Source organism: Catellatospora paridis (assembly GCF_009720365.1).
GTDB classification, from domain to species: domain Bacteria; phylum Actinomycetota; class Actinomycetes; order Mycobacteriales; family Micromonosporaceae; genus Catellatospora; species Catellatospora paridis.
The window spans coordinates 306362-332330 of the sequence record NZ_WBZD01000016.1 but is presented as its reverse complement, the minus strand read 5'-3'; the positions used below and the strand labels follow the sequence as shown (position 1 = coordinate 332330).

Sequence of the window (25969 nt, the reverse complement as noted above, 5' to 3'; positions counted from 1 at the left end):
CGGGGCGGAGCCCTGGCGGATGTGGGGGCCGTACCTGTCCGAGCGGGCCTGGGGCACCGTGCGCGAGGACTACAGCGAGCACGGCACGGCCTGGGAGTACTTCCCGCACGACCACGCCCGCTCCCGCGCGTTCCGCTGGAACGAGGACGGGCTGGCCGGCATCTGCGACGAGCGGCAGACCTTCTGCTTCGGCCTGGGCCTGTGGAACGGGGCCGACCCGATCCTCAAGGAGCGCATCTTCGGCCTGACCGGCAACGAGGGCAACCACGGCGAGGACGCCAAGGAGTACTGGTGGTACACCGACTCCACGCCGACGCACTCGTGGATGTCGTGGCGCTACCACTACCCGCAGCGCGAGTTCCCGTACTCGGAGCTGGTCGCGGTCAACCGGCAGCTGGACCGCTCCGAACCGGAGTACGAGCTGGCCGACACCGGCGTCTTCGCCGACGACCGGTACTGGGTCGTCACCGTCGACTACGCCAAGGCCTCGCCGACGGACATGTGCGTGCTCGTCTCGGTCACCAACCGCGGCGCGGACCCCGCGACCCTGCACGTGCTGCCCACGCTGTGGTTCCGTAACACCTGGTCATGGGGCCTGCCGGGGCGCGACGACAAACCGGAGATCGTGGCGGACGGCAGCGGGCTGCGGGCCCAGCATCGCATCCTGGGCCGCCTGATGCTGCAGGGCGACGGCACGCCCGTGCCGCTGGCCTGCGACAACGAGACCAACGCGGCGCGGCTGTGGGGATACGAGGAGACGCCCGACTACCCGAAAGACGGTATCGCCGACCACGTGGTGCACGGGCTGCCCACGGTCAACCCGGAGCGCACCGGCACCAAGGCCGCGCTGCACTACGTGCTGACCGTGCAGCCGGGCCAGACGGCGCAGATCCGGCTTCGGCTGACGCAGATCGCCGCGCCGGGCGGCAAGGAGCGCCCGGCACCCTCGCTGGGCGTGGAGTACGACCAGGTCATGGCCGCGCGTAAGGCCGAGGCCGACCAGTACTTCGGCTGGCTGATCCCGCCGGGCACGCCGCCCGCGCAGGCGCAGGTGGTGCGCGAGGCGGTCGCCGGGCTGATGTGGGGCAAGCAGTTCTACCACTACGACGTGGCCCGCTGGCTCGACGGCGACCCGGCCTCGCCCGCGCCGCCGGAGGGCCGCCGGTTCGGGCGCAACAGCGCCTGGCGGCACATGACCAGCTTCGACGTCATCTCCATGCCGGACCCCTGGGAGTATCCCTGGTACGCCGCCTGGGACCTGGCCTTCCACTGCGTCGCGCTGGCCCGCGTCGACCCGCACTTCGCCAAGGAGCAGATCCTGCTCCTGCTGCGCGACTGGTACCTGCACCCCAACGGGCAGCTCCCGGCGTACGAGTGGGCGTTCGGCGACGTCAACCCGCCCGTGCACGCCTGGGCGGCGCTGCGGGTGTTCGAGATCGACGGCGGGCGCGACTACGCCTTCCTGGCCCGCGTCATGCACAAGCTGCTGCTCAACTTCACCTGGTGGGTCAACCGCAAGGACACCGGCGGCAACAACCTGTTCGAGGGCGGCTTCCTCGGCCTGGACAACGTCGGACCGTTCGACCGGTCGGCGTCGCTGCCCGTGCCCGGCGTGCTGGAGCAGTCCGACGGCACCGCCTGGATGGCGATGTACGCCCTCAACCTGCTGGAGATCTCGCTGGTGCTGGCCACCCACGACCGGGTGTGGACCGACATAGCGACCAAGTTCCTCGAACACTTCGCGTACATCGCCAACGCCGCCTCGCACCAGGGGCTCTGGGACGACGAGGACGGCTTCTTCTACGACCTGCTGCGGCGCACCGACGGGCGGGAGGTGCCGCTGAAGGTGCGCTCGGTGGTCGGCCTGCTGCCGCTGTGCGCGACGACGACGCTCAGCTCGGTGACGCTGGTGCGGCTGCCGGAGATCGCCGCCCGGCTGCGCTGGTTCCTGACCAACCGGCCGGAGTTCACCGAGGTCGTCGGGGCGCGCCGGATCTCCGACGGCGGGCAGCAGCAGCGCCTGCTCGCGGTGGTGGGGCCGGAGCAGCTGCGCCGCATCCTGAGCCGGATGCTGGACACCGAGGAGTTCCTGTCCGACTACGGGCTGCGCACGCTGTCGCGCGCGCACCTGGACAAGCCGTACACGATCCGGCTCGGCGGGCACGACTACACGGTGGGGTACGAGCCGGCGGAGTCGAACAACGGGCTGTTCGGCGGCAACTCCAACTGGCGCGGGCCGATCTGGTTCCCGACGAACTACCTGCTCATCGAGGGGATCCGGCACTACGCCCGGTTCTTCCACGACGACCTGCTGGTGGAGTATCCGACCCGGTCCGGGCAGAAGCTGACCCTCGACCAGATCGCCGACGACCTCTCCGACCGCCTCATCAGCCTGTTCCTGCCCGACAAGCACGGCAACCGGCCCTACCTGCCGGTCCACCCCCTGCTAGGCGACCACCCCGACTGGACCCAGCACCTGACCTTCCCGGAGTTCTTCCACGGCGACAACGGCCTGGGCCTGGGCGCCACCCACCAGTGCGGCTGGACCGCCCTGGTCCTCGACCTCATCCTCACCCGCAACCGCCACCACTGACCGCGGGGCGGGGCGGGGTCAGGCGAAGCGGCGGGGTTGGCCGGTCGTCTCCAGGACGGACATCCAGAGGTCGCCGGCGGGGTCCACCTGGTTGCGCTTGCTGATGGCGAGGGCTATCGGGACGTGCACGAAGCGGCCGCGCCAGCGGCCGACCACCATCGCGGTGCGCCCGGCCATGGCCGCGTGCACGGCGGCGTGGGCCAGCCGGATGCAGTAGACGCTGTCGTACGGGTTGGCGGGCACGCTGCGGATGGCGTAGCTCGGGTCGATGTACTTGAGGCTGGTCTCCATGCCGTGCTCGGCGAAGTCGTCGGCGATACGTCTGCGCAGGTAGAGGCCGATGTCCTTGAGTTTGCGGTTGCCGGACTGGTCGACCTGGCCGGGCTCGCCGGACTCCAGGTACTCCTGGCCCGCGCCCTCGGCGGCGACCACCACCGCGTGGCCGCGCTCGCGGACCCGCCGCCGCAGGTGGGCCAGGAAGCCGTCGGCGCCGTCGAGCTGGAACGGCACCTCGGGGATGAGCACGTAGTCGGCGTCGTTGTTGGCCAGCGCCGCGTAGCAGGCGATGAAGCCGGAGTGGCGGCCCATGACCTGGACCAGGCCGACCCCGTTGGGCACCGCGCGGGCTTCGACGTGGGCGCTGCGCAGCGACTCGGTCGCCTTGGAGAAGGCGGTCTGGAAGCCGAAGCTCTGGTCGATGTACGGGATGTCGTTGTCGATGGTCTTCGGCACACCGATCACGGCGATCTTCAGGCCGCGCTCCTTGACCACGTCGGCGATGGTCAGCGCGCCGCGCATGGAGCCGTCGCCGCCGATCACGAACAGCACGTTGATGCTCATCGACTCCAGGCAGTCGACGATCTCGTACGGGTCCTGGCTGCCCCGGGAGGTGCCCAGGATGGTGCCGCCGTACTCGTTGACGCCGCTGACCGCCTCGGCGTCGAGGTCGATCGGCGGATGGCCGTACTTGGCGATGAAGCCCTGGTAGCCGTTGCGGAACCCGTAGATCTTGGTGACGCCGTAGTGCGAGGTCAGCTCCAGCACCAGGCCGCGGATGACGTCGTTGAGGCCGGGGCACAGGCCGCCGCAGGTGACGATGCCGACGCGGGTCTTCGACGGCTGGAAGAAGATCTTGCGGCGGGGGCCGCCGGGCTCGAAGCCGGGCAGCGCGTCCAGCTTGGCCTTGCGCGCGGCGACCATGTTCACGGTGTCGTCGAACAGCACCCGGTCGTTCTCGTCGACGTAGTGCTCGGTGCTCTCGGTCTCGGCCAGCAGCGGTGCCAGCGGCGATGCGATGCGGCAGTCGCCGAGCGTGCGCACCGTCAGGTCAACGGACTCCGGAGCCATGGCCGTCCTCCACATGTCGCTGGTCGCGGCGGGGCGAGCAGCCTATCGGGACAATGTTTCACCGGGCCGCGGCTGCGCCGCCGGGTCCGGCAGATGGATCATCGCTCAGAACAGCAGCCAGGTCGAGAAGAGCATGCCCATCGGCACCGCGATCACACCCGCGACGACGGCGTACGGCCACAGCAGCTTCGCGGGCAGGTGCCGCAGCACGAGCAGCGCGGGCAGCAGCAGGGTGTGCGAGCGGTACTGGGACACGCCCGGCCCGGCGATCAGCGGCCCGACGAACAGCGCGACCGCGTAGATCGCGAGCCCGGCGTCGAACGGCCGCAGCCGCCCGCGAGCCGAGGCGATCACCGCGGCGGCCACGGCCAGCAGCGCCAGCGCCAGCGCCCACCACAGCTCGGCGTCGGTGAACACATGCAGCACCCAGAGCAGGTCCTGCCGGGGCTCGGAGATCGGGATCACGGCCGGTTCGGTGGCAAGCTCGGCCAGCGACTCCAGCGGGTTGTGCAGGCCGTTGCCGTAGTGCTCCTGGATCATCAGGTACGCGTTCCAGTGCCCGACGGTCAGCTGGTGCAGGCCGAAGACCGCGCCCAGCCCGGCCAGCGGCAGCCCGCACACGGCGAGCGCGGCCCGCCCCGCCGCCCACGGCCGCAGCTCACGGCGGCCGAGCAGGGTCAGCACCGCGCCGAAGCCGATCGCGGCGACCGCGACTCCCATCGGGTAGGCCGCGGCGACCAGCGCTCCGGCCAGTCCCGCGAGCACCCACCGGCGGGACGCGACCGCGGTCACGCAGGCGAGCAGCAGGGCTCCGGCCAGCGCCATCGGGAACACGGCGTGCAGGTAGACGCCCGCGGGCAGCAGCGTCGCCAGCGTCAGCACGGCGGCGGCGACCGGCCGGGGCGTGTCGCGCAGCAACCGCCACAGCAGCACGAACGACAGCAGCAGGCAGACCTCGGTGACGATCAGGCCGGCTTCGTACTCGCCGAGCCCGGTGGGCCAGGTGAGCACCCGGATGAGGCCGGGGTAGAGCGGGAACCAGCCCGCGTTGCCGCACCATGCGCCGGGCGCGAACATCGGGCCGAGGGCGGGGTCGGCGTCGCACAGGAACAGCTCGTAACCGCGCGAGGCGACCAGCGCGTAGAGCCCCGAGTCGGCGCGCACGCGGCCGGACACCGGCAGGAACGGCTCGGCCACCAGCGCCGCGGCGACCGTGTAGACCAGGTGACTGACCAGGTAGGCCAGCACCGGCGGGAGCAGCGCCAGGGCCCTGCGGCGCCACCGCGACGGCGACCGCGGATCCTCGGGAGCGGTCGCCGGGACCTCGGGGGCGAGGACGGCGAAGGGCGCTGAGGACATGGGGAGAATCCTCCCCGGAACACCTGCCCGCCCGCAGCCCGGGTCCCCACCCGGCGGCGACCGTCACCCGAGGTCGTCCGACTTGCCCGGCAGATGTGCGTATCTTGCGCACGCATACCCGCATGCGCCGGGCAAGTCGGACGATCGAGGACGCCCGGGTCGGGTCAGGGCCGGATCACCAGGCGGAAGCCGAGGTGGCAGGTCGAGGTGTCGACGGCCTGGGGCATCCGGGCGGCGGGGCGGTAGCGGCGGCAGTAGTTCGGCGCGCAGAGGAAGGAGCCGCCCTTCATCACCCGGCGGGGGATGCGTACGGCGGGCGTGGCCGGGTCGTAGCTGGCCTGCTCCACGCCGCCGCGCGGGTTCGCAGGGGCACAGCAGCCGTGCTGACCGGCGGTGTCGTGCGGGCCGTACCAGTCGGACGTCCACTCCCACACGTTGCCGATCATGTCGTGCAGCCCGAACGCGTTCGGCGGGAACGAGCCGACGGGCGCGGTCGACTCGTAGCCGTCAGCGGCCAGGTTGAGGACCGGGAACTCGCCCTGCCACACGTTGGCCAGGTGCCGCCCGGCCGGGGTCAGCTCGTCGCCCCAGGCGTACTCGGCCGGCTCGGTCGCGCCGCCGGACGCGGCGTACTCCCATTCGGCCTCGGTCGGCAGGTCGCCGCCCGCCCAGGCCGCGTAAGCGGCGACATCGGCCCAGGCCACGTGCACGACCGGATGGTCGTCGAGGCCGCGCAGGTCCGAGCCGGGCCCGTACGGGCGACGCCAGTCCGCGCCGGGCAGCAGCTGCCACCAGTTCCGCACGTCGCGCAGGTCCACCCGGCGGGGCGGTCGGATGAACACGACCGACGCGGGGACCAGCAGCGACGGGTCGGCCCCGGGATAGTCGGCCGGGTCCGGGGCGGTCTCGGCGACGGTGACGTGGCCGGTCCGCCGGACGAACTCGGCGAACTGCCGGTTGGTGACCTGCTGCCGATCGATCCAGAAGCCGCCGACCCGCGCCGGGTGCGCGGGGGCCTCCTCGGGGTAGTGCGCGTCGGAGCCCATCCGGAACGTGCCGCCGGGCAGCCACACCATGCCCGGCCGGGGCGGCGCGCCTGGTGCCTCGCCGTCCCGGCCGGGCCGGGTCAGGGTGACCGGTCCACTCACGCGGTGACCGCCGTGCCGGTGCCGCCCGGTCCGACGAGCCCCTTCTCCGCCTGGTGCTTCAGGTCGCGCATCCGGAACGCCATGATGAAGTCGGTGATGCCGCGGGCCAGGCAGATCGCGCCGACGAACACGATGAGCAGGAAGAACGAGCGGGTGAAGCGACCCGCGGCCCAGAAGCCCAGCAGCATCTCGATGATGCCGACGACCAGGCCCAGCCACCAGCCGTCGTGCTCCTTCTTGGTGAGGAAGGCGAGCACGATGTCGGCGGCGCCCTTGAACAGCAGGTACCAGCCGATGAACGCGGCCAGCCAGAACACCGTGCCGCCGGGGTTGATCCAGCAGATGAAGCCGGTGATCAGGAACAGCACGCCGAGGATGGCGTGCAGCCAGCGCCAGCCGGGTGCGGTGAACGCCTGGAACAGCTCGAAGATGCCGGCCACCAGCACGACGATGCCGGCCAGCGTGGCGACCGTGGCGATGCTGCGCACCGGCGACTGGTTGAGGGCCAGCACGAACCAGCTGACGATGATCCAGCAGACGCCGGTGATGAGGAACAGCCACCACGGCACCCGGGACGCGGGCAGCGGCGTTCCGGCGCTGCGGAACACGTCGCCGGTCGACGTCGTGCCCGGTGGGATCGGGCCGGGCGTGGACCCGGTGGCCGCCCGTGCGGTGCCGGTCGCCACGCCCTCGGCCTCCTTCGCCGCGTGGGCGCCGGCCGTGGCGGCCGCGCCGGGCTTACCGGTGCTGGGGCTGGGCGATGCGGTGCTCATGCCTTCTCCTCGCTGCGCTCGTCGGCGGCATGTGCGGACCGCGGCCGATTTCGATCGTCGCGCCTGCTCATGGATCCCGCCGGAAGTGAGAGCCATCCGGTTGCAGACTATGCACCGGCTCATACTGAAATGCGGTTTTTCCGCAATATGTCCTTGATATCGGCTACTCCAGCGCGGAGAGCGCGCCGGCCACCGCGAAGCCGAGCACGGCCAGCAGGCCGGTGGCCTTGCCGCCCTGCCGGTAGGCCTCCGGGATCATCGAGTCGGCCAGCATGGTCAGCACCGCGCCCGCGGCGAAGGCCTCCACGTAACCGCCGTCGGCGCGCGGCACCACCTGGTACAACACGTAGCCGGCGGCCGCGGCCAGCGCCGACACCGCCACGATGCTCCACCACACGCCGTACACCTGGGCTCTGGTGTGCCCGTGGGTGCGCATGGTCGCCGTCGCGCCGATGGCCTCGGGCAGGTTGGACACGAACACCGCGACCAGGAAGGCCACCGCCACCTCGCCGCTCATGGCCACCCCGATGCCCAGCACCAGCGACTCCGGCACGCCGTCCAGCAGCGCGCCGATCACCAGGGACCGTTCCGCGGAGCCCGCGCCCATGGTGCGCCGCCCGGCCACGACCGCGTCCGTGACGAAGAAGACCACCCCGCCCAGGCCGAACGCGGAGAACAGCAGCACGTCCTGGTGGAAGCCGGTGGGCACCAGCTCGTACGCGATCGCCGCGAGCAGCGCGCCGGAGCCGAAGCCCATAACCATGCCGACCCGTGTCGCGGGGACCGGGCGCGTCCGCAATGCCAGCCACGCGCCCACGACCAGGGAGAACGCCGCCAGGGCGCCCCATCCCGCAGCCGTCAGCACGCCCACGCGACCTCCATCGTCCGGTTACGACGGTATCAACGCATTCCGGCAATAACGGAAATAAGGCTCGTATCTCCGGAATACTGGAGCGCGGTATCCGGGTCCTGGGAGGCGACATGCCCCGTACGCAGTCCACGGCGAAGAAGGCCACCGCGAAGAAGGCGTCGGCGAAGCAGGCGGCCGCAGCGCAGACGGCGGCCCGCAAGGCCGCCCCGAGCAAGGCGACCGTGACGAAGACCGTCGCGCCGAAGGCCACCACGTCGAAGGCCGCTGCCACCAAGGCCACCGGGAAGAAGGCCACCGCGAAGGCCGCCCCCGCGGAGCAGCTGCTCAGGTCGGCGGCTGTGGTTGCGGGCGGGGGGCTGGGTGGGCCGACCGCACGCAAGGCGGGGCCGCGTAAGAAGGCGGCGGTTCCCGTACCGGCGAAGAAGGCCCCGCCCTCCCGCGCGAGCGCACGCAACTCGGCCGACCGAGGGCCGGCGCGCAAGTCCTCGCCGCGGTCGGCGGCGGGCGGGGCGGGCGCGGGCCGCAAGCCCAACATCCTGGTCATCTGGGGTGACGACATCGGCATCACCAACCTGAGCTGCTACAGCGACGGGCTGATGGGCTACCGCACGCCGAACATCGACCGGATCGCCGCCGAGGGGGTGCGCTTCACCGACTACTACGGCGAGCAGAGCTGCACCGCGGGCCGGGCCGCGTTCCTGACCGGGCAGTCGGTGTTCCGCACCGGACTGTCCAAGGTCGGCATGCCGGGCGCCGACCTCGGCCTGCAGGCCGAGGACCCGACGATCGCCGAACTGCTGAAACCGCACGGGTATGCGACCGGCCAGTTCGGCAAGAACCACTTCGGGGACAAGGACCGGTTCCTGCCCACCATGCACGGCTTCGACGAGTTCTTCGGCAACCTCTACCATCTCAACGCCGAGGAGGAGCCCGAGCACGAGGACTACCCCGACCCGCGGCGCTTCCCGGACTTCAAGGCCAACTTCGGGCCGCGCGGCGTGCTGCACTGCTGGGCGCTGCCCGGCGGCGGCCAGAAGATCGAGGACACCGGACCGCTGACCCGCAAGCGGATGGAGATCATCGACGACGAGGCGTTCGAGCACGCGGCCGACTTCATCGGTCGGCAGGCCGCCGCGGACACGCCGTTCTTCGTCTGGTTCAACACCACGCACATGCACTTCAAGACGCACCCGCGGCCCGAGATCAAGGGCCAGGCGGGCCCGTGGCAGTCCGACTACCACGACGTGATGATCGACCACGACCGGCTGGTCGGCGAGCTGCTGGGCCTGCTCGACGCACTCGGCATCGCCGACGACACGATCGTCATGTACAGCACCGACAACGGCCCGCACATGAACTCGTGGCCGGACGCGGCGACGACTCCGTTCCGCAGCGAGAAGAACTCGAACTGGGAGGGCGCCTACCGGGTGCCGGCCATGCTGCGCTGGCCCGGACGCATCCGGCCGGGGCGGATCTCCAACGAGCTCGTCAGCCACCTGGACCTGCTGCCGACGCTGCTGGCCGCGGCTGGCGACCCGGACATCGTGGACAAGCTCGAGGCGGGGCACGAGGCGGCGGGCAAACACTTCCAGGTGCAGCTGGACGGGTTCAACCTGCTGCCGTACCTCACCGGTGAGGAGCCGCACGGCCCGCGCGAGGGCTTCTTCTACTTCTCCGACGACGGTGACCTGACCGCGCTGCGCTACGACAACTGGAAGGTGGTCTTCCTGGAGCAGCGGGCTCCGGGCACGTTCCGCGTGTGGTCCGAACCGTTCACGGTGCTGCGCGTGCCCAAGCTCTACAACCTGCGCACCGACCCGTTCGAGCGAGCCGACGTCACGTCCAACACCTACTACTCCTGGTTCCTGGACCGCGTGTACATGATCCTGGCCGCGCAGAAACTGGTCGGCGCCTTCATGGCCACGTTCGGAAAGTTCCCGCCGCGCCAGCACGCGGCCAGCTTCACGGTCGACCAGGTCATGGAGAAGCTGCGGGAAGGGATAGGGAGTCACTGATGGCATTCCTGCCCTCCTGGCGGCCCGGCCCCGCGCGCGAAGCGATCACGTCGTTCCTCGACGAGTCGCTGGCGCTGCCTCCCGACCAGCGGGTGGCCGTGCTCGACAACGACGGCACGCTGTGGTGCGAGAAGCCGAACTACATCCAGTACGACTTCCTCGTGCGCACCCTGCACGCCGCCGTCGAGCACGATGCCGCCCTCGCCGACCGGGCCGAATACCGGGCCCTGCTGGACGGCGACCGGGCCGCACTCGGCGAACTGGGCCTGCAGCGGATCGCGCTGGCCCTGCTGGAGCTGTGCGCGGGCTGGACGCCGGACGAGTTCGCCGAACGGGTGCGCGACTTCATGGCGGCCGAGAAGCACCCGGGCCGAGGCGCCCCGTATCCGAAGATGGTCTACCAGCCGATGCTGGAGCTGCTGGAGGCGCTGCGCGGGCACGGCTTCGACGTCTTCATCGTCACCGGCGGCGGCACCGAGTTCGTGCGCGCGGTCAGCCGCGACCTCTACGGCGTGCGCCCCGACGACGTGGTCGGCACGCTGGTCGAATACCACTACGAGGAGCAGCACGGCGGCGGTCCGGCGCTGGTGCGCACCGCGCAGGCGCAGGGCGAGGTCAACGAGGGCTCGGCGAAGGTCGAGCACATCCAGACCCAGCTGGGCCGCCGCCCGATCTTCGCGGCCGGCAACTCCGCGGGCGACCGGGAGATGCTGGAGTACGCGCGCGCCGCGGGCATGCCCAGCCTGGCCGTGCTGATCGACCACGACGACGCGGAGCGGGAGTACGCGTACGCCTCGGCCGCGGTGACCTTCAAGGACACCGAGCCGATCACCGCCACCGCGGGCCGTCTGGGCTGGACCGTGGTCTCCATGCGGGACGACTGGTCAGTGATCTTCCCGGCGTGAGCGTCCCGGGTGTGTCCCCGCCGGTCGGGGCCGCACGGGTGGGCCCTGCCGCGCGGGTCGCGGGTGACGGTGCCGCGGGTACGGTGCGGCGGGTCGCCGGTGGCGGCTAGGGTCGTCCGGGAGCGCCGACCGCGAGGAGCCCTGGCATGGTTTACGACCTGCTGCTGACCGGTGGTCATGTGATCGATCCGGACGGCGGCCGCGACGGCGTGGCCGATGTGGCGGTGACCGGCGGGCGGATCGCCGCGGTCGGCACGGACCTGGCCCGCGAGGGCGCCCGCGAGCTCGTCGACGCGAGCAGCCGCCTGGTCACGCCCGGCCTGGTCGACCTGCACACGCACGTCTTCCCCGGGGCGACGTACTGGGGCATCGACCCCGACCCGGTCGCCTGGTGCTCCGGCGTCACCACCTGGGTCGACGCGGGCTCCGCGGGGGCGTACGGGCTCGACGCCCTGCGCCGCGCGGTGCGCGGCTACCGGGTGCGGGTGCCGGTGCTGCTCAACATCTCCGCCGTCGGCCTGACCGGGCTCACCGGCGAGTCCCGCGACCTCGCCGCGTGCGACGTCGACCTCGCGATCGCCGCCGTCACCGCGAACCGGGACGTGGTGTACGGGATCAAGGCCCGCATCGACGCCAACACCGTCGGGGCCAACGGGCTGGAGCCGCTGCGCCGCGCGGTCGCCGTCGCCCGGGCCTGCGAGCTGCCGCTCATGGTGCACGTGGGGCTCGCTCCGCCCACCATCGCCGAACTGCTGCCGCTGCTCGGACCCGGTGACATCGTCACGCACTGTGCCAGCGGCATCGCCCTGGGCCGGGGCGGCCTCGATCCGGCGCTGCGCCGCGCGTACGACGCCGGGGTGCTGTTCGACCTCGGCCACGGCTCGGGCGGCTTCGCGTACGACGTGCTGGAGGCGCAGCTCGCGGCCGGGATGCCGCCGCACATCGTCTCCACCGACCTGCACGCGCGCTCGCTGCACGGCCCCGCCTTCGACCTGCCGACGACGATGGCCAAGCTGCTCGCCGTCGGCCTGCCGCTCGCCGCGGTCGTCGCCGCGGCGACCAGCGCGCCCGCGCACGCCCTCGGGCTGCCCGCGGGCACCGGCACGCTGCGCGTCGGCGCACCGGCCGACCTGGCCGTGTTCGCCATGGAACGGGGCGGGTTCCCGCTCGCCGACGTGCACGGGCAGATCCGGAGTGCGCCGCTGCGGCTGCGCAACGAGGCCACCTACGTCGCCGGGCGGCTGCTGCCGCCGAGCCTGCCCGCGCCGCCGCCGCCGTGGATCCCGCTCACCGCGGCCCAGCGCGACGCGCTCACCCGCCGCGACCGCATGGTCCGCGACCTGCTCACGACACCCCTCGTCACGCCTGACGGCCTGGCAGAACAGTTCCCCCGCGGCTGACCGCCCCTTCTCACCCGGCAACCTCGGCTCGCCGCTGTGCACTCTCGCGCAGACGCCACGGATCCAGAAGAGTCGCGGCCACCGGCGTGACCACGACTCATCTGGATCGGGACAGGCTGGTCAGCGCGGTGTGGCCGGGGTGCCGGAGGAGGCGGCGCCGCAGATGGCGATCATCTTGTCGGAAAGGGCGTCGATCTTGGTGACGTCGAGCTTCTGCAGCGAGCTCATGTCGGTCAGGCTCTTGCCCTGGGACTCGAACTCGTCGGCGAGCTGGCCCAGGGTGGTCTTGACGTCTGCGGCGTCCGCGGAGGCCGCATCGGTGCGCAGGTTCGCGGCGAGGTCGACCAGCTCGCCGCCGGCGGCCTTCACGGACTGGTTCGCGGCGGCCATGTTGCCGGAGTCGGCGGCCGCAGTGACCTTGGAAAGCTCGGTCGCGAACTGGCTGAGGCCGTCTTCGACGGTCTTGGCGGTCTTGGTGCAGACCTGCGGCGTGGGTTCGGCCGCGGCAGGCACCGCGCTGAAGCCGAGCGCGGCGAGGACCGTGGTGGAGAGGATGCAGGCTGCGCGTGAGAGGCGTCGCATGACGTCCTCCAATCGGGGCCGCGGGCCCGGCTGGGAGAGCCGGCCCCAAGACGTCCATCTTCTGCCCGCGACGGGCAGGCCCGGGCGAACTCGGCCAAGCCCGCGCAGGGGACCGCACGGCCGCGTACCATTCCCCCTCCCGACGCTGCGGCCAGTGCCGAGAGGCGGAAAGTGGGGCTAGGGCTTAGGCTCCTGCGGTGCGTAGGCGTTCCTGGGTTGCGGTCGTTGCCGGTGCCGTGATGGCGGTGCTGCCGGCGGGGTGCGGGTCGGAGGCCGTCCCGGAGGCGCCGCAGGGCAGCTGGGTGGCGGCCGGGGCGAGTGCCGCGCCGTCGTCGGCGGCCCCGAGCGCGGCGCCCGCGGCGCCCTCGTCGCCCGCGCCGACGGCTGCGGTGGTGGTGGGCAACCCGAAGGGCCAGGCGGTCGTGCCGGCCGAGGCGAAGGCCGTCGACACGTCGCGGCCGACCCGGGTGATCGGCAACGGCACGCCCGCGAGCTGCACGTCCAAGGCCGTGGTCGCCGCCGTCGCGGCGGGCGGGGTCATCACGTTCGACTGCGGGCCGGATCCGCTGACCATCACCATGGCGGCCACCGCGAAGGTGAAGAACGCGAACGGGCCGAAGATCGTGCTCGACGGCGGCGGGAAGATCACCCTCAGCGGCGGCGGCAAGCGGCGCATCCTCTACATGAACACGTGTGACCAGGCGCAGGGCTGGACCACCTCGCACTGCCAGGACCAGGACCACCCCCAGCTCACGGTGCAGAACCTGACCTTCGCCGACGGCAACTCGACCGGCGAGACCGCAGAGGGCGGCGGGGGCGGCGCGATCTTCGTACGCGGTGGGCGGCTCAAGGTGGTCAACTCGCGCTTCATCCGCAATCGCTGCGACGACACCGGCCCGGATCTGGGCGGGGCGGCGATCCGGGTGCTCAGCCAGTCCAAGAACCTGCCGGTCTACATCGTCAACAGCACCTTCGGCGGCGGCAAGGGGCTCGGCGGCCGGTGCTCCAATGGCGGCGCGCTGAGCAGCATCGGCGTCTCCTGGGTGGTGCTCAACAGCGTACTCACCCACAACAGCGCCATCGGCAGCGGCGCGAACCCGGCCCGCGCAGGCAAGCCCGGCGGCGGCAGCGGCGGCGCGATCTACACCGACGGCAACCTGTTCACGGTGCGCATCGCGGGTTCGATCGTCACGGACAACCACGCCGAGGAGGGCGGCGGCGCGGTCTTCTTCGTGAGCAACGACCGCACCGGCACCATGACGATCGAGAGCTCCACCCTGCAGCGCAACCCCAGCGACGGCTTCGAGACCAGGGGCTTCCCCGGCATCTTCTTCCTCGGCGCCCGCAACCCCACCGTCAAGTCCTCCACCCTGCGCAAGTGAACCCGCAGGCAGCGGGGCCGGAGCGTTAAGAAGGTGCCCTTCCTCCACGCATAGCGACGGGAAGGTGCCCTTCCTTTGCCCGGTCTGCTGGGTGGGGGCGCAGGGCGGTGGCGGCGGCTGCGACGAACAGGGCCAGGACGGCGGGGACCGCCAGTGCCGCGGGCAGGTCGACCACCTCGGCCAGCGCGCCGATGACCAGGGGGCCGACGACGAAGCCGAGGAAGCCGAGGCTGGCGACCCGGGCGATGGCCTGTCCCGCCCGCGCCGGGTCCTGGCTGCCGGCCGTGGAGAACACCTGCGGCGCGATGCAGGCCAGTCCCGCGCCGAGCAGGCCGAACCCGGCCACCCCGGCGACCGGGTGCCCGATCAGCAGCGCCGCCCCGAGGCCCAGCGCGGCGAGCACCCCGCTGTAGCGCACCAGCCGCACCGGTCCCAGCGCGGCGGTGAGCCGGTCGCCGACGAGCCGCCCGGCCATCATCATGATCGAGAAGGCGGCGTACGCCGCGGCCGCGAAGCCCGGCGTGCTGCCCAGGCTGTCGCGCAGGTAGACACTGCTCCAGTCGGCCGCCGCGCCCTCGCCCACCAGGCAGCAGAAGACCAGCACACCGAGGAACGTCACGCCCGGCAGCCCGCCCCCGCCCGGCCCGGTCGCCGCCGTCGGGACGGCCGAGGGGGCGAGCCGCCAGCGTGCCGCCACCGGGGCGGTCACCGCCACGACCGCGGCCACGGCCAGGAAGGTGGCTGTCGCGCTGAGCCCGGCGTACGCGCACAGCCCGCCCACCGCCGCCCCGAGGAAGCCGCCGATGCTGTACACGGCGTGGAACGACGACATGATCGGCGCCTGCCAGGCCCGCTGCACCTCGACGGCGGCCGTGTTCATGGTGATGTTGAGCAGCCCGTGCGCGGTGCCGAAGGCGAGCAGGCAGCCGGCCAGCACCGTCAGGTTCGGCGCGAACGCGGGGGAGGCCAGCAGCAGGCCGTCGGCGAGCACGACGGGCAGCAGCAGCCGGCCGGCGCCGTACCGGTCGACCAGCCGTCCCGCGGCCTGCATACCGATGATCGCCCCCGCGGCGAAGGCCAGCAGGCCGAGGCTGAGCGCGCCGTCGGTGAGCGCCAGGCCCTGTTTGATCGCCGGGATGCGGGCGGTCCAGGTGCCCAGGATCACGCCGTAGAGTCCGAAGAGCAGGCAGACGGCCAGCCGGGCCCGGTGCAGCCGGGCGCGGTCGTGCAGTGGCGAGGTCATGGGGTCCGTCTCCGAGGGGGCGCGGGCCGGGGAGACCCGCTGTCGACGCGAACATCATGAATGTATGCGCCCGCTGCGCCGCCCGCAGCCCGGTCGTCCCAGCACACGAGGCTGTATGCTGCGCAGTGCCCTGGCCAGGCCCTGGGTTCGAGCGGCAGACCCGCTCGCGGCCGGCCGGGAGCTGACTAGTGCCGGTCGAGAACTGCGGGAGCGAAGATTCATGTCGAACGAGACGCTGCTGGTCACCGGTGGTGCCGGCTTCGTGGGGACACACCTCATCCGGGCGCTGCTGGACACCCACCCGACCGCGCGGATCGTGTCCGTCGACAACTACTTCACCGGCCGGCACGACAACGAGATCGTCGATGAGCGGGTGAAGTACCTCGACGGGTCGACGGTCGACATCTTCAAGATCTGGGCCGAGCACGGCTACGAGTCGCCGAAGATGGTGTTCCACCTGGGGGAGTACGCCCGGATCGTGCAGTCGTTCGACGAGTTCGACCGCACCTGGGAGTACAACACGCACGGCACCAAGGAGGTCATCCGCTTCGCCGCCCAGCACGGCGCGCGCCTGGTCTACTCGGCGTCCAGCTCGAAGTTCGGCAACGAGGGCAAGGACGAGCACCTCAACCCGTACGCCTGGACCAAGGCCAAGAACGTCGAGCTGATCAAGAACTACGGCGAGTGGTACGGCCTCGACTACGTGATCACGTACTTCTACAACGCGTACGGCCCGGGCCAGATCAGCGCCGGCACCTACGCGACCGTGCTCGGCATCTTCGAGCGGCAGTACCTGGCCGGCGAGCCGCTGACCGTGGTCTCCCCGGGCACCCAGACCCGCGACTTCACCCACATCTCCGACATCATCTCCGGCATCCTGGTCTCCGCCGAGGGCGGCAAGGGCGACGGCTACCTGCTCGGCAACGGCCGGGAGTGGGAGCTGATCGAGGTCGCGAAGATGTTCGGCACCGAGTACGTGCTGATCCCGGCCAAGCGCGGCGAGCGCACCCACGGCCGTGCCGACAACTCGAAGGTGCGTGACCTGGGCTGGGAGCCGAAGGTGGCGTTGGACCGCTACATCGCCGACTCCGTGCGCGACAACCCGCGCCCGTGAACCCGTGAGCCGCGGGCCGGGTCCAGCTCCTGGACCCGGCCCGCGGCTTCGTTTCCCCGCAGCGACGGTCAGATCCAGCCGCGGCGGGCCGCGATCGCGCCCGCCTGGAAGCGGTTCGCCGCGCCCAGCAGCTCGTACAGGCGGCTCATGCGCCGCCGCATGGTGCGCACCGACCAGTCCAGCTGCCGCGCGACGGCCTCGTCCTTCAGGCCGCTGACCAGCAGGATCAGCAGTGCCCGGTCCTCCTCGGACACCGGGTCCTCGGCCGGGGCGAGCAGCGGCACGGCCGTCCGCCAGCACAGCTCCCAGTAGTCGATCAGGCCGTCGAGCAGCGTGGACGGCCGGATCACGGCGGCCCGCACCTCGGACAGGTCCAGCGACAGCGGCATCAGCGCGATGCGCCGGTCCGCGATGGCCAGCTTGATGCGCAGTCCGGGCAGCACCCGCGCCTGCTCGCCGTGGCTGATCAGCTCGCGGATGTCGTCGAAGACGCCGGGCCACTCCAGGGCCTCGGGCGCGTACACCGCCCGGTACCGCACGCCGCGGGCGATGCCGGTCTGCTCGATCGGGTTCGACGTGGTCAGCGCGTACGGCGGCCGGTCCAGCGTGATGACCTCCTCGCGGGCCTCCTGCTGGATCTGCACGAACCACCGGCCCAGCGCCTCGCTGCCGGTCACGATCTCGATCTCCTCGCCGGTGCCGGAGTGCGCCGCGGCGAACAGCATCGACAGCTGTGCGGCGGCGGCCTGCACCCGGTCCAGCTCCGCGGAGCGGGCGCGGACCAACGCGGACACCCCCGCCTGCGGCTCGATCGCGGCATACCGGCGGCGGGCGCCGGCCAGCCGCCCGACCAGCCCGTGATCGCGCAGCCGGTCCAGGGCGCGGGCCACCCGCTCGGCCGAGCAGTCGAGCTCCTCGGCGAGCTCGGCCGGGGCGGCGGTGCGGCGGACGAGGATGGCGCGGTAGACGGCCTCGTCGAAGGGGTCGACACCGGCGGGGGTGAGGTCGGAGGGCATGGCCAGATCTTGGCCCAAGGGTGCCACCGGCAGCAACGGGCCAGCTGAGATCATTGCGCCGATCGGCTGAGGACCAGTAGACCGCTTAGCTATGAAACTCCCCCCTCACTCACTGGCGACCAGACTCGCGGCCGGGCTGTCGGCCGTGGTCGTCGCCGGGACGCTCTCGGCATGGTCCCCAGCCGACGCCGCCACCCCGGCCCCGCAGCGGCGGGTGATCGTGCTGCTCGCCGGGGACGCGGCGGTGGCCTCGGCCCCGGCCGGCGCGCTGCGTGACGCCGCCGGCGCGGCACAGGTCACCGGCGCACGCAAGGCGGTGCAGGACCGCCAGCGCGCCTTCCTCGACGGGGCCCGCGGCAAGGGCCTGCGGCTGACCCGCGAACGCCCGCTGGGCCTGCTGGTCAACGCGGTCACCGCCACCGTCCCGGCGGACGAGGTGGCGCGGCTGTCCGCGCTGCCCGGGGTGCTCGCCGTCGTGCCGGACGCGCCGGTGCGCGCGTACACCGACGTGAGCGTGCCGCTGATCGGCGCGACCGAGGTCTGGCAGCGCAAGGACAACACGGGCACCCCCGCCAAGGGCAAGGGCGTGACCGTCGCCGTCATCGACAGCGGCGTCGACTACCGCCACCCCGACCTCGGCGGCGGCCTGGGCGAGGGGTTCAAGGTCGTCGGCGGGTACGACTTCGTCAACGGCGACGCCGACCCGATGGACGACAACGGCCACGGCACCCACGTCGCGGGCATCATCGCGGGCAAGGCGGCCACCACGGGCGGCGTCACCGGTGTCGCGCCGGAGGCGAACCTGCTGGCGTACAAGGCGATGAACGAGTGGGGTGAGGGCTACACCTCCGACATCGTCGCGAGCATCGAAGCGGCCGCCGACCCGGCCAACCCGCACCGGGCCGACGTGATCAACATGAGTCTCGGCGGCTACGGCGACGGCCTCGACCCGCTCGGCATGGCCGCGACCGCGGCCACGCGGGCCGGGGTCGTGGTGGTCGCCGCAGCGGGCAACAGCGGGCCGGGCCGCGACACGGTCGGCACCCCGGCCGTCGCGGACGGCGTCATCGCGGTGGGCGCGTCCACCAGCAACATGGTGCTGCCCACCGCGTACGTCGGCGGGGTGCGGCTGCAGACGTACCGTGGTGTCCTGTCGGCCAACCCGGCCGCCAAGCCCGTCACCGGGCGGCTGGTCGACGCGGGCTACGGCAGCACCGAGGAGCTGGACGCGGCCGGTGACCTGCGCGGCAAGGTCGTGCGCATCACCGGCTTCGCCGCACCGGTGCTCGACTACCTGTCGCAGTGGGAGCTGGACCTGGCCAAGGAGCTGGAGCGCCGCGGCGCGCTCGCGGTGATCTCGGGCCAGGCCGACTCCGGTCCGGTGGTGGCCGCCGCCGACGGCTCCGTGCCGGTCGCGCCGTCCACCTCGGTGAAGGGCCTGGCGAAGGGCCTGGCCAAGGACCTGGTGGGTACGCAGGCCTCCGGCGACCTGTACCGGATGGACAAGCTGGTCGTGCTCGGCATGGACGGCACGCAGCACGAGGAGCTGACCGCGCGGCTGGCCGCGGGGCCGATCGAGGTGACGCTGAAGGGCGAGGACGTCACCGACCGGATCGCCGCCTTCTCCTCGCGCGGCCCGTCGCTGCGCTTCGGCCTCAAGCCCGACCTGGTCGCGCCGGGTGTCGGCATCCGCTCGACGGTGCCGACCGCGCTGTTCGGGCCGGGGCAGTACCTGATGTCCGGCACCTCGATGGCCGCCCCGCACGTGGCCGGCGCGGCGGCACTGCTGCGCCAGCTGCACCCGGGCCAGGAGCCCGCGCAGGTGCTGGCCACGCTGACGGGCACGGCCAAGCCGGTGGGCGGCACGCCGACCGCGTACGGCGCGGGCCGGCTCGACGTGGCCGCGGCCGCGCGCGCCACGCTCACCGCCGACCCCGCGTCCGTCTCGTTCGGCCTCGCCGACCTGGGCGGCTCGACCGTCGGCGGCAGCCGGACCGTCACCCTGCGCAACTCCGGCCCGAGCGCGATGACCGTGCGCCTGCGCACCGGCGACAAGACCGTCACCGTCAAGCCGGACCGGGTGACCGTCCCGGCCGGACGGACCGCGCAGGTGACCGTCACGCTGCGGGCCGCGCGGCCCGCCGGGGACACCGAGCTCGCCGGCGTGATCACCGCCGACGGCGGCGCGGGCCGGGTCGCCCGGGTGCCGTACCTGCTGGTGGTGCGGCCGTTGATCGTGGCCGCGACGCCCGACCCCAGCGACGGCCACAGCACCGTGTGGATCGGCGCGCCGACCGGGCTGGCCGCCGCGCCCGTCGTCACCGTCGACCAGCCGCGCGGCCGGTCGTACACCGTGACGGCGACCCACCGGTACGACAACGTGTACACCGCGGACCTCACCGGCGAGGACGCGGGCGCGTACCGGGTGAGCGTGCGCGGCACGGCCGCCTCCGGGCAGCGCCTGATCGGGTCGAGCGGCTTCGAGGTGCTGCCCGAGGACGTGCGGCGCAACAAGTGGGAGCCGGTCGGCCCGTACGGCACCGGCGGGCAGCTCGCCCTCACCCCGGCCGACGGCGCGGTCGGTGTCATGAGCACCGACTACAAGGCGGGCCCCTGGCTCACCACCGACCATGGCAAGAGCTGGAGCCAGCTCAACCGGCTCCCCGTCGCCGGGAACGCGGGCGTCGGCACACCCGTGCTCGACACGAAGAACGCGTCGCGCTGGTGGTACGCCGTCAACGATCCGCAGACCGGCGGGAAGATCCTGCGCACCACCGACCGGGGCCGCACCTGGCAGACGCTGCCCACCCCGGCCGGCTGGGTCGACGTGCTGGTCGCCGACGCGCAGACCCGCGTGCTGGTGGCGGTCATCGGCGGCGCGCTGTGGACCAGCGTGGACGGCGGCGACAGCTGGACGCCGCAGCAGTCCGGGCTGCCCGGCGAGATCCAGCACGCGGCGATCGGCGGCGACGACCTCTACCTCGCCGACTTCGACGGCGTGTGGAAGCTGTCCGGCGTCGTCTCCGGCACGCCCGCTCCGGCCGTGCGGGTGTACGACAGCGCCTCGAAGTTCGTCGCCTCGCTGAGTGCCGACGACGGCGTGGTCGCGGCAGTGGTGTGGGGCGACGGCGTGGTCGGCTCACACGACGGCGGCAAGAACTGGTCCACGCTGTTGCGCCGCGAGTTCGGCCTGCACACGATGCGGACCTCGGGCGGCGACCTGTACGTCGCCACCCTGTCCGGCGAGGGCCTGGTCGGCCGCGACCACGGCCGCACCTGGGAGTCGGTGGCGCTGCCGGCGCACGACGCACTGGTCACCGACTACGACCGCTGGGCCGACGGAACGGCGACCACGGCCACCTCAGCCGGGCTCTACGCGACCGGGCCGGACGGTTACCACCGCCTGGGCGTGCAGGGCACCACCGTGCACGACCTCGCGGTGGCCGGCGGCGACCTGCTGGCGGGCACCGAGAACGGCCTCTACCGCACGGCGTCGCCCGCGACCGGCCCGGACTGGGGCGCGGCCGAGGGCGAGGGCTGGATCGGCGCGGGCGCGGAGTTCCTCGCCGTCTCCCCGGCCGACGCCAAGGTGGTCTGGAAGATCCGCCGGGCCGCCTGGGGCGACCAGTTCATGTTCGGCCGCAGCGACGACGGCGGCCGGACCTGGACCGAGGTCTACACCGGCACCGAGAAGCCGACCTCGCTGCTGATCCACCCCGCCGATCCGAACCGGGTGTACGCCGGCTTCGAGCGGCTGTCCGGCCAGGGCCTCACCGTCACCCTCGACGGCGGCCGGACCTGGAAGAACCTGTACCTGGACGAGCGGGTCAACGCGCTGGCCGGGGACCCGGCGGACGCGAAGCGGCTGTGGCTGGGCATGAACAGCGGCCTCTACCGCTCCGACGACGGCGGCGTCACCCTGACCAAGGTCGCCGACGGCCAGGTCACCGCGCTGCGGGTGGACGGCAAGCGGCTGGTGGTCGGCGGTCCGAGCATCCGGACCAGCACCGACGGCGGCCGGACCTTCCGCACCGCCGACACCGGTTCCCTGGATCTGATGGTGTCCGACTTCGCCGCCAAGGGCGACACCCTCTACGCGGCCACCACCACCTGGTCCGCGTACGGGTTGGCCAAGGGCGGGCGCGGCGTGCTGCGTAGCGTCGACGGCGGCCGGACCTGGCACAACATCTCGTCCGGCCTGCAGAACCTGGACGTCACCACCCTCGCGGTGAGCCCCGACGGCCGCTGGCTGTTCGCCGGCACCCTCCGCGGCGGCATCCACCGCATCCCCCTCCACTAGCAGAAAGGAAGGGCACCTTCTTATCGCTCCGCGATGTAGAAGGTGCCCTTCCTTTCGTGCTTGTCGCGTGCGGGGAAGCGGCCGCGCCGCCGCGCTCGGACCGCGGCACCCGCGTGCCCCGGGCAGTGACCTGGGCCCGGCCCTAGTGCGAGTCGCGCGGGACCTCGGAGCCGCGGCAGCCGGTGAGGAAGTCGAAGTCGGCCCCCAGGTCGGCCTGCTGCACGTGGGCGCGGTAGAGCCAGCGGTAACCCGAGCGGTCCGCCGCCTGCGTCTGCTCCGTCCAGTCCGCGGCCCTCGCCGCCAGCTCCTCGTCCGGGACCAGCAGGTCGAGGGTGCGCCCCGGCACGTCGAGCCGGATCCGGTCGCCGGTGCGGACCAGGGCGAGCGGCCCGCCGACGGCCGCCTCCGGGGACACGTGCAGGACCACCGTGCCGAAGCCGGTGCCGCTCATCCGCCCGTCGCTGATCCGCACCATGTCCGTCACGCCCTGCCGGAGCAGCCTGGTCGGGATCGGCACGTTGGCCACCTCCGGCATGCCCGGGTATCCCTTCGGCCCCGCGCCCCGGACCACGATCACGTCGTCGGCCGTCACGTCCAGGTCCTCGTCGTCGCAGACGGCGTGGTAGTCCTCGGGCGAGTCGAAGACCACGGCGCGGCCCTCGTGCGTCAGCAGGTGCGGCGAGGCCGCCGACTGCTTGAGCACCGCGCCGCGCGGGCACAGGTTGCCGGTCAGCACGGCGGTGCCGCTGCCGGGGGCCTGCAGCGGCTTGTCCCAGGGGCGGATCACCTCGTCGTTCCAGCACCCGGCCTCTGCGGACTCGGTCCCGACGCCGCGGCCGGTGACGGTGACCGCCTCGCCGTGCAGCAGCCCCGCCTCGGCGAGCCGCCGCAGCACCACCGGCAGCCCGCCCGCGTAGCAGAAGTCCTCCATCAGGAACCGGCCCGACGGCATCAGGTCGACCAGGGTCGGCACCTGCCGGATCAGCCGGTCGAAGTCGTCGAGGCTCAACTCGACCCCGACCCGTCCGGCCAGCGCGAGCAGGTGCAGCACCGCGTTGGTCGAACCGCCGATCGCGGCGTTGGCCCGGATGGCGTTCTCGAAGGCCGCCCGGGTCAGGATCGCGCTGGGCCGAAGGTCCTCGTCGACCATCGCGACGATGCGGCGGCCGGCGGCCTGGGCCGTCTCGTACCGGCGGGCGTCGACCGCGGGCCAGCTCGCCGAGCCGGGCAGCTGCATGCCGAGGGCCTCGGCCAGGCACGCCATGGTCGAGGCGGTGCCCATCGTCATGCAGTGCCCGTTGGAGCGGGCCATACAGCCCTCGGCCACCTCGCACTCGGCGACGGTCATCCGGCCGGCCTTCACCTCGGCCTCGAACTTCCAGACGTGCGTGCCAGATCCGACGTCCGCGCCCTGGAACTTGCCGTTGAGCATCGGCCCGCCGGTGACCATGATCGCCGGCAGGTCCACGCTCGCCGCGGCCATCAGCAGGCCGGGCGTGGTCTTGTCGCAGCCGGACAGCAGCACGACGCCGTCGAGCGGGTTGGCCCGGATCAGCTCCTCGCCCACCATCGCCACCAGGTTGCGGTAGAGCATCGCGGTGGGGCGCATCAGCGTCTCGCCGGTCGCCATCACCGGGAACACCAGCGGGAAGCCGCCGGCCTGCCAGACGCCCCGCTTGACGGACTCGGCGACCCGGTCCAGGTGGGCGTTGCACGGCGCGAGCTCCGACCAGGTGGAGGCGATACCGATCACGGGCCGGCCGTCGAAGACCTCGGGCCCGTGGCCCTGATTGCGCATCCAGGACCGGTACACCATGCCCGACCGCCCCTCGGCGCCGAACCAGTGCCGGCTGCGCCGTGCCGGCGAGGCCTCCGCGTCCATGTCCACCTCCGGCCGTGCGCCGCCGTGCGGTGACCGGTTCGGTGCCGCGACGGCCGCGCTGGGATTACCTGCATCGACACACTAGGGTCTGCTGGCATGTCGGCACCACAGCGCCGGCCGGGCAGGTCGGAGCCCCGGCCGTGAACATCGTCAGATACCAGGTGGCCGGTGCGCCGGACGTCCGCGTCGGCCGGCACGTCGACGGCGAGGTCACCGAATTGCACGGCGTCGTGTCGCTGGCGCAGCTGTGGCGGCTGCCGCTGGCGGAGCTGCGCGACCGGCTGGCCCGGCCGGATCCGGGCCCGGCGCTGCCGCTGGCGCAGGTGCGCCTGCTCGCGCCCGTCGACGGAACCACCGAGGTATGGGCGAGCGGCGTCACCTACCGCGTCTCCCGCGAGGCCCGGGTCGAGGAGAGCGAACGCGCCGCCGACGTCTACCAGCTCGTCTACGACGCGGCCCGCCCCGAACTGTTCTTCAAGTCGGCGGCGTGGCGGGTGCGCGGCCCCGGCCAGGACATCGGCGTACGCACGGACTCCGAGGTGGACGTGCCCGAGCCCGAGCTGGCCCTCGTCGTCAACCGGTTCGGCGAGATCGTCGGCTACACGATCTGCGACGACGTGTCCTCGCGCACCATCGAGGGCGAGAACCCGCTGTACCTGCCCCAGGCGAAGATCTACTTCGGGGCCTGCGCCCTCGGCCCGTGGATCACGCCCGCCTGGGAGGTGCCCGATCCCTACGATCTGGACATCGCGCTCGCGATCACGCGCGACGGGGCCACCGCCTGGCAGGGCACGGCCGGCACCTCGCTGCTGCACCGGCGGCTCGACGAGCTGGTCGGCTACCTGATGCGCGGCGACGTCCACCCCGACGGCGTGGTGCTGTCCACCGGTACCTGCCTTGTCCCGCCCGCGCCGTTCAGCCTGCGCGACGGCGACACCGTGCAGATCACCATCGACTCGATCGGCACCCTGGCCAACCCGGTACGGCGCGGCCTGCCCGCATACGCCGAGGACGGCGGCGCGCAGCCGGTCGGGGGACGGTGAGGACACGGTGTACGACGAGATCAGCGCGCTGATGGCGGCCGCGCCGATGCCGGCGGTGGCCGTCAGCGTCTTCGACCGCACCACCACCCGGTTCAGCGAGGTGACAGGTACCGCCGACGCCACGACCGGCCGGCCGGTCGGCCCGCACGACTGGTGGGACCTCGCCAGCGTGACCAAGACCCTGGTGACGCTGCCCGAGGTGCTGGCACATCTCGACCTCGACAGCCCGCTCGCCGACGTGTGGTCTCCCACGCGTGACCATCCCGTCGGCCGGGCGACGGTCGGTCAGCTGCTCTCGCACCAGGCGGGCCTGCCCGCGGTCCGGCAGTTCTTCCGCACGGCCGCCACCAGGCAGGAGATCGTCGCACAGGCCGTGGCGACCCCGCTGGTGCGCGCGCCCGGCAGCGGGGCGGAGTACAGCGACCTCGGGTTCCTGCTGCTCGGCGAGGCGGTCCAGGACCACACCGGGCTGAGCCTGGCCGAACTCGCCCGGCGGCGCAGCGGGCTGCGCTACGGGCCGGCGCCGGGCGCCGCCGTGGCCACCGAGATCTGCGCGTGGCGCGGCCGGCTGATCGTCGGCGAGGTGCACGACGAGAACGCGTACGCCATGGGCGGTGTCGCCGGCCACGCCGGCGCGTTCGGCACCCTCGCGCAGGTCACCGCGGCGGCGCAGGCCTGGTTGACGGGCGAGGTGCTGCCGTCGCACCTGCACCGCGCCGCGTCCCGCTGCTGGGCGGAGAACGCGGCGGACGAGCGCTTCGGGCTCGGCTGGTGGCTGCCGCCGACCCGGGGCATCTGCGGGCCCTCGGCGGGCGCCGACGCTTACGGCTGCTCGGGTTTCGTCGGCAACCGAATCTGGCTGGAGCCCGCGCGCGGCTATGGCGTGGTCGTGCTCAGCAACCGCGTGCACACCTCGCGCGAGCACCCGGAGCGGTTCCGCGACTGGTGCGTCTGCCTGCTCGAAGCCGTGGCGGCACTCCACGGGTGACCGTCGGC

The 25969-nt window shown here is 72.6% G+C and carries 18 protein-coding genes; 9 read left to right on the top strand and 9 right to left on the bottom strand.

Annotated elements, in window-relative coordinates; translation table 11 throughout:
* The first annotated feature begins 19 nt into the window (after positions 1-19).
* Entirely contained in the window at positions 20-2593 is a 2574-nt protein-coding gene (locus F9C41_RS30810; RefSeq protein WP_155390356.1) for an MGH1-like glycoside hydrolase domain-containing protein, read from the top strand.
* Between the two features lie 18 nt (positions 2594-2611).
* Here F9C41_RS30810 and F9C41_RS30805 read toward each other — a convergent pair whose 3' ends face one another.
* From F9C41_RS30805 to F9C41_RS30785, 5 genes are all read right to left on the bottom strand, one after another.
* Entirely contained in the window at positions 2612-3940 is a 1329-nt protein-coding gene (locus tag F9C41_RS30805) for an ATP-dependent 6-phosphofructokinase (protein WP_155390301.1), read from the bottom strand.
* 105 nt (positions 3941-4045) lie between these two features.
* Entirely contained in the window at positions 4046-5299 is a 1254-nt protein-coding gene (locus F9C41_RS30800) for a hypothetical protein (RefSeq protein ID WP_155390300.1), read from the bottom strand.
* Positions 5300-5463: 164 nt separating this feature from the next.
* Positions 5464-6375 carry a formylglycine-generating enzyme family protein gene (locus F9C41_RS30795; protein ID WP_155390355.1) on the bottom strand — a complete coding sequence of 304 codons (912 nt, stop codon included), beginning with the start codon at positions 6373-6375 and terminating at the stop codon, positions 5464-5466.
* 68 nt (positions 6376-6443) lie between these two features.
* Positions 6444-7220, bottom strand: a complete 777-nt coding sequence (locus F9C41_RS30790) for an HdeD family acid-resistance protein (protein WP_196280026.1) — start codon at positions 7218-7220, stop codon at positions 6444-6446.
* A gap of 163 nt (positions 7221-7383) precedes the next feature.
* Entirely contained in the window at positions 7384-8091 is a 708-nt protein-coding gene (locus F9C41_RS30785) for a ZIP family metal transporter (RefSeq protein ID WP_155390298.1), read from the bottom strand.
* Positions 8092-8201: 110 nt separating this feature from the next.
* Here F9C41_RS30785 and F9C41_RS30780 point away from each other — a divergent pair, with 110 nt between their 5' ends.
* The 3 genes from F9C41_RS30780 to F9C41_RS30770 all read left to right on the top strand — a co-directional run bounded on the left by F9C41_RS30780 (position 8202) and on the right by F9C41_RS30770 (position 12411).
* On the top strand, positions 8202-10106 hold the full coding sequence (locus F9C41_RS30780) for an arylsulfatase (protein ID WP_230690140.1): 1905 nt from the start codon (positions 8202-8204) through the stop codon (positions 10104-10106).
* The gene (locus tag F9C41_RS30775; protein ID WP_155390297.1) at positions 10106-11011 is read left to right on the top strand and encodes an HAD family hydrolase; all 906 of its coding nucleotides are present in this window, start codon (positions 10106-10108) and stop codon (positions 11009-11011) included. The genes F9C41_RS30780 and F9C41_RS30775 overlap by 1 nt, the downstream gene beginning before the upstream one ends.
* 146 nt (positions 11012-11157) lie before the next feature.
* Positions 11158-12411 (top strand): amidohydrolase/deacetylase family metallohydrolase, encoded by a 1254-nt coding sequence (locus tag F9C41_RS30770; RefSeq protein WP_155390296.1) that lies wholly within the window; start codon positions 11158-11160, stop codon positions 12409-12411.
* A 120-nt stretch (positions 12412-12531) separates the two neighbouring features.
* On the opposite strand, the gene F9C41_RS30765 is transcribed toward F9C41_RS30770, so the two are convergent.
* Positions 12532-12993, bottom strand: coding sequence for a hypothetical protein (locus F9C41_RS30765; RefSeq protein ID WP_155390295.1), 462 nt, complete (start codon positions 12991-12993; stop codon positions 12532-12534).
* Positions 12994-13232: 239 nt separating this feature from the next.
* On the opposite strand from F9C41_RS30765, the gene F9C41_RS30760 reads away from it, so the two are divergent.
* Positions 13233-14375 (top strand): hypothetical protein, encoded by a 1143-nt coding sequence (locus tag F9C41_RS30760; protein WP_155390354.1) that lies wholly within the window; start codon positions 13233-13235, stop codon positions 14373-14375.
* Between the two features lie 25 nt (positions 14376-14400).
* Here the strand turns inward: F9C41_RS30760 and F9C41_RS30755 are convergent, their stop codons facing one another.
* Complete coding sequence (locus tag F9C41_RS30755) at positions 14401-15618, bottom strand: MFS transporter (RefSeq protein ID WP_155390294.1); 1218 nt, start codon at positions 15616-15618, stop codon at positions 14401-14403.
* 220 nt (positions 15619-15838) lie between these two features.
* On the opposite strand from F9C41_RS30755, the gene F9C41_RS30750 reads away from it, so the two are divergent.
* Positions 15839-16732: an NAD-dependent epimerase/dehydratase family protein gene (locus tag F9C41_RS30750; protein ID WP_155390293.1), complete on the top strand. Its 894-nt coding sequence runs from the start codon at positions 15839-15841 to the stop codon at positions 16730-16732.
* Positions 16733-16800: 68 nt separating this feature from the next.
* Here F9C41_RS30750 and F9C41_RS30745 read toward each other — a convergent pair whose 3' ends face one another.
* Entirely contained in the window at positions 16801-17748 is a 948-nt protein-coding gene (locus F9C41_RS30745) for a helix-turn-helix domain-containing protein (RefSeq protein ID WP_230690138.1), read from the bottom strand.
* Between the two features lie 91 nt (positions 17749-17839).
* On the opposite strand from F9C41_RS30745, the gene F9C41_RS30740 reads away from it, so the two are divergent.
* Positions 17840-22048, top strand: coding sequence for a S8 family serine peptidase (locus F9C41_RS30740; protein ID WP_155390291.1), 4209 nt, complete (start codon positions 17840-17842; stop codon positions 22046-22048).
* 142 nt (positions 22049-22190) lie between these two features.
* Here F9C41_RS30740 and F9C41_RS30735 read toward each other — a convergent pair whose 3' ends face one another.
* Positions 22191-23930, bottom strand: a complete 1740-nt coding sequence (locus F9C41_RS30735; protein ID WP_155390290.1) for an IlvD/Edd family dehydratase — start codon at positions 23928-23930, stop codon at positions 22191-22193.
* Between the two features lie 140 nt (positions 23931-24070).
* Between F9C41_RS30735 and F9C41_RS30730 the strand changes: the two genes are divergently transcribed.
* Positions 24071-24973, top strand: coding sequence for a fumarylacetoacetate hydrolase family protein (locus tag F9C41_RS30730; RefSeq protein WP_155390289.1), 903 nt, complete (start codon positions 24071-24073; stop codon positions 24971-24973).
* Positions 24974-24980: 7 nt separating this feature from the next.
* Positions 24981-25961 carry a serine hydrolase domain-containing protein gene (locus F9C41_RS30725; RefSeq protein ID WP_155390288.1) on the top strand — a complete coding sequence of 327 codons (981 nt, stop codon included), beginning with the start codon at positions 24981-24983 and terminating at the stop codon, positions 25959-25961.
* Positions 25962-25969 lie beyond the last annotated feature (8 nt).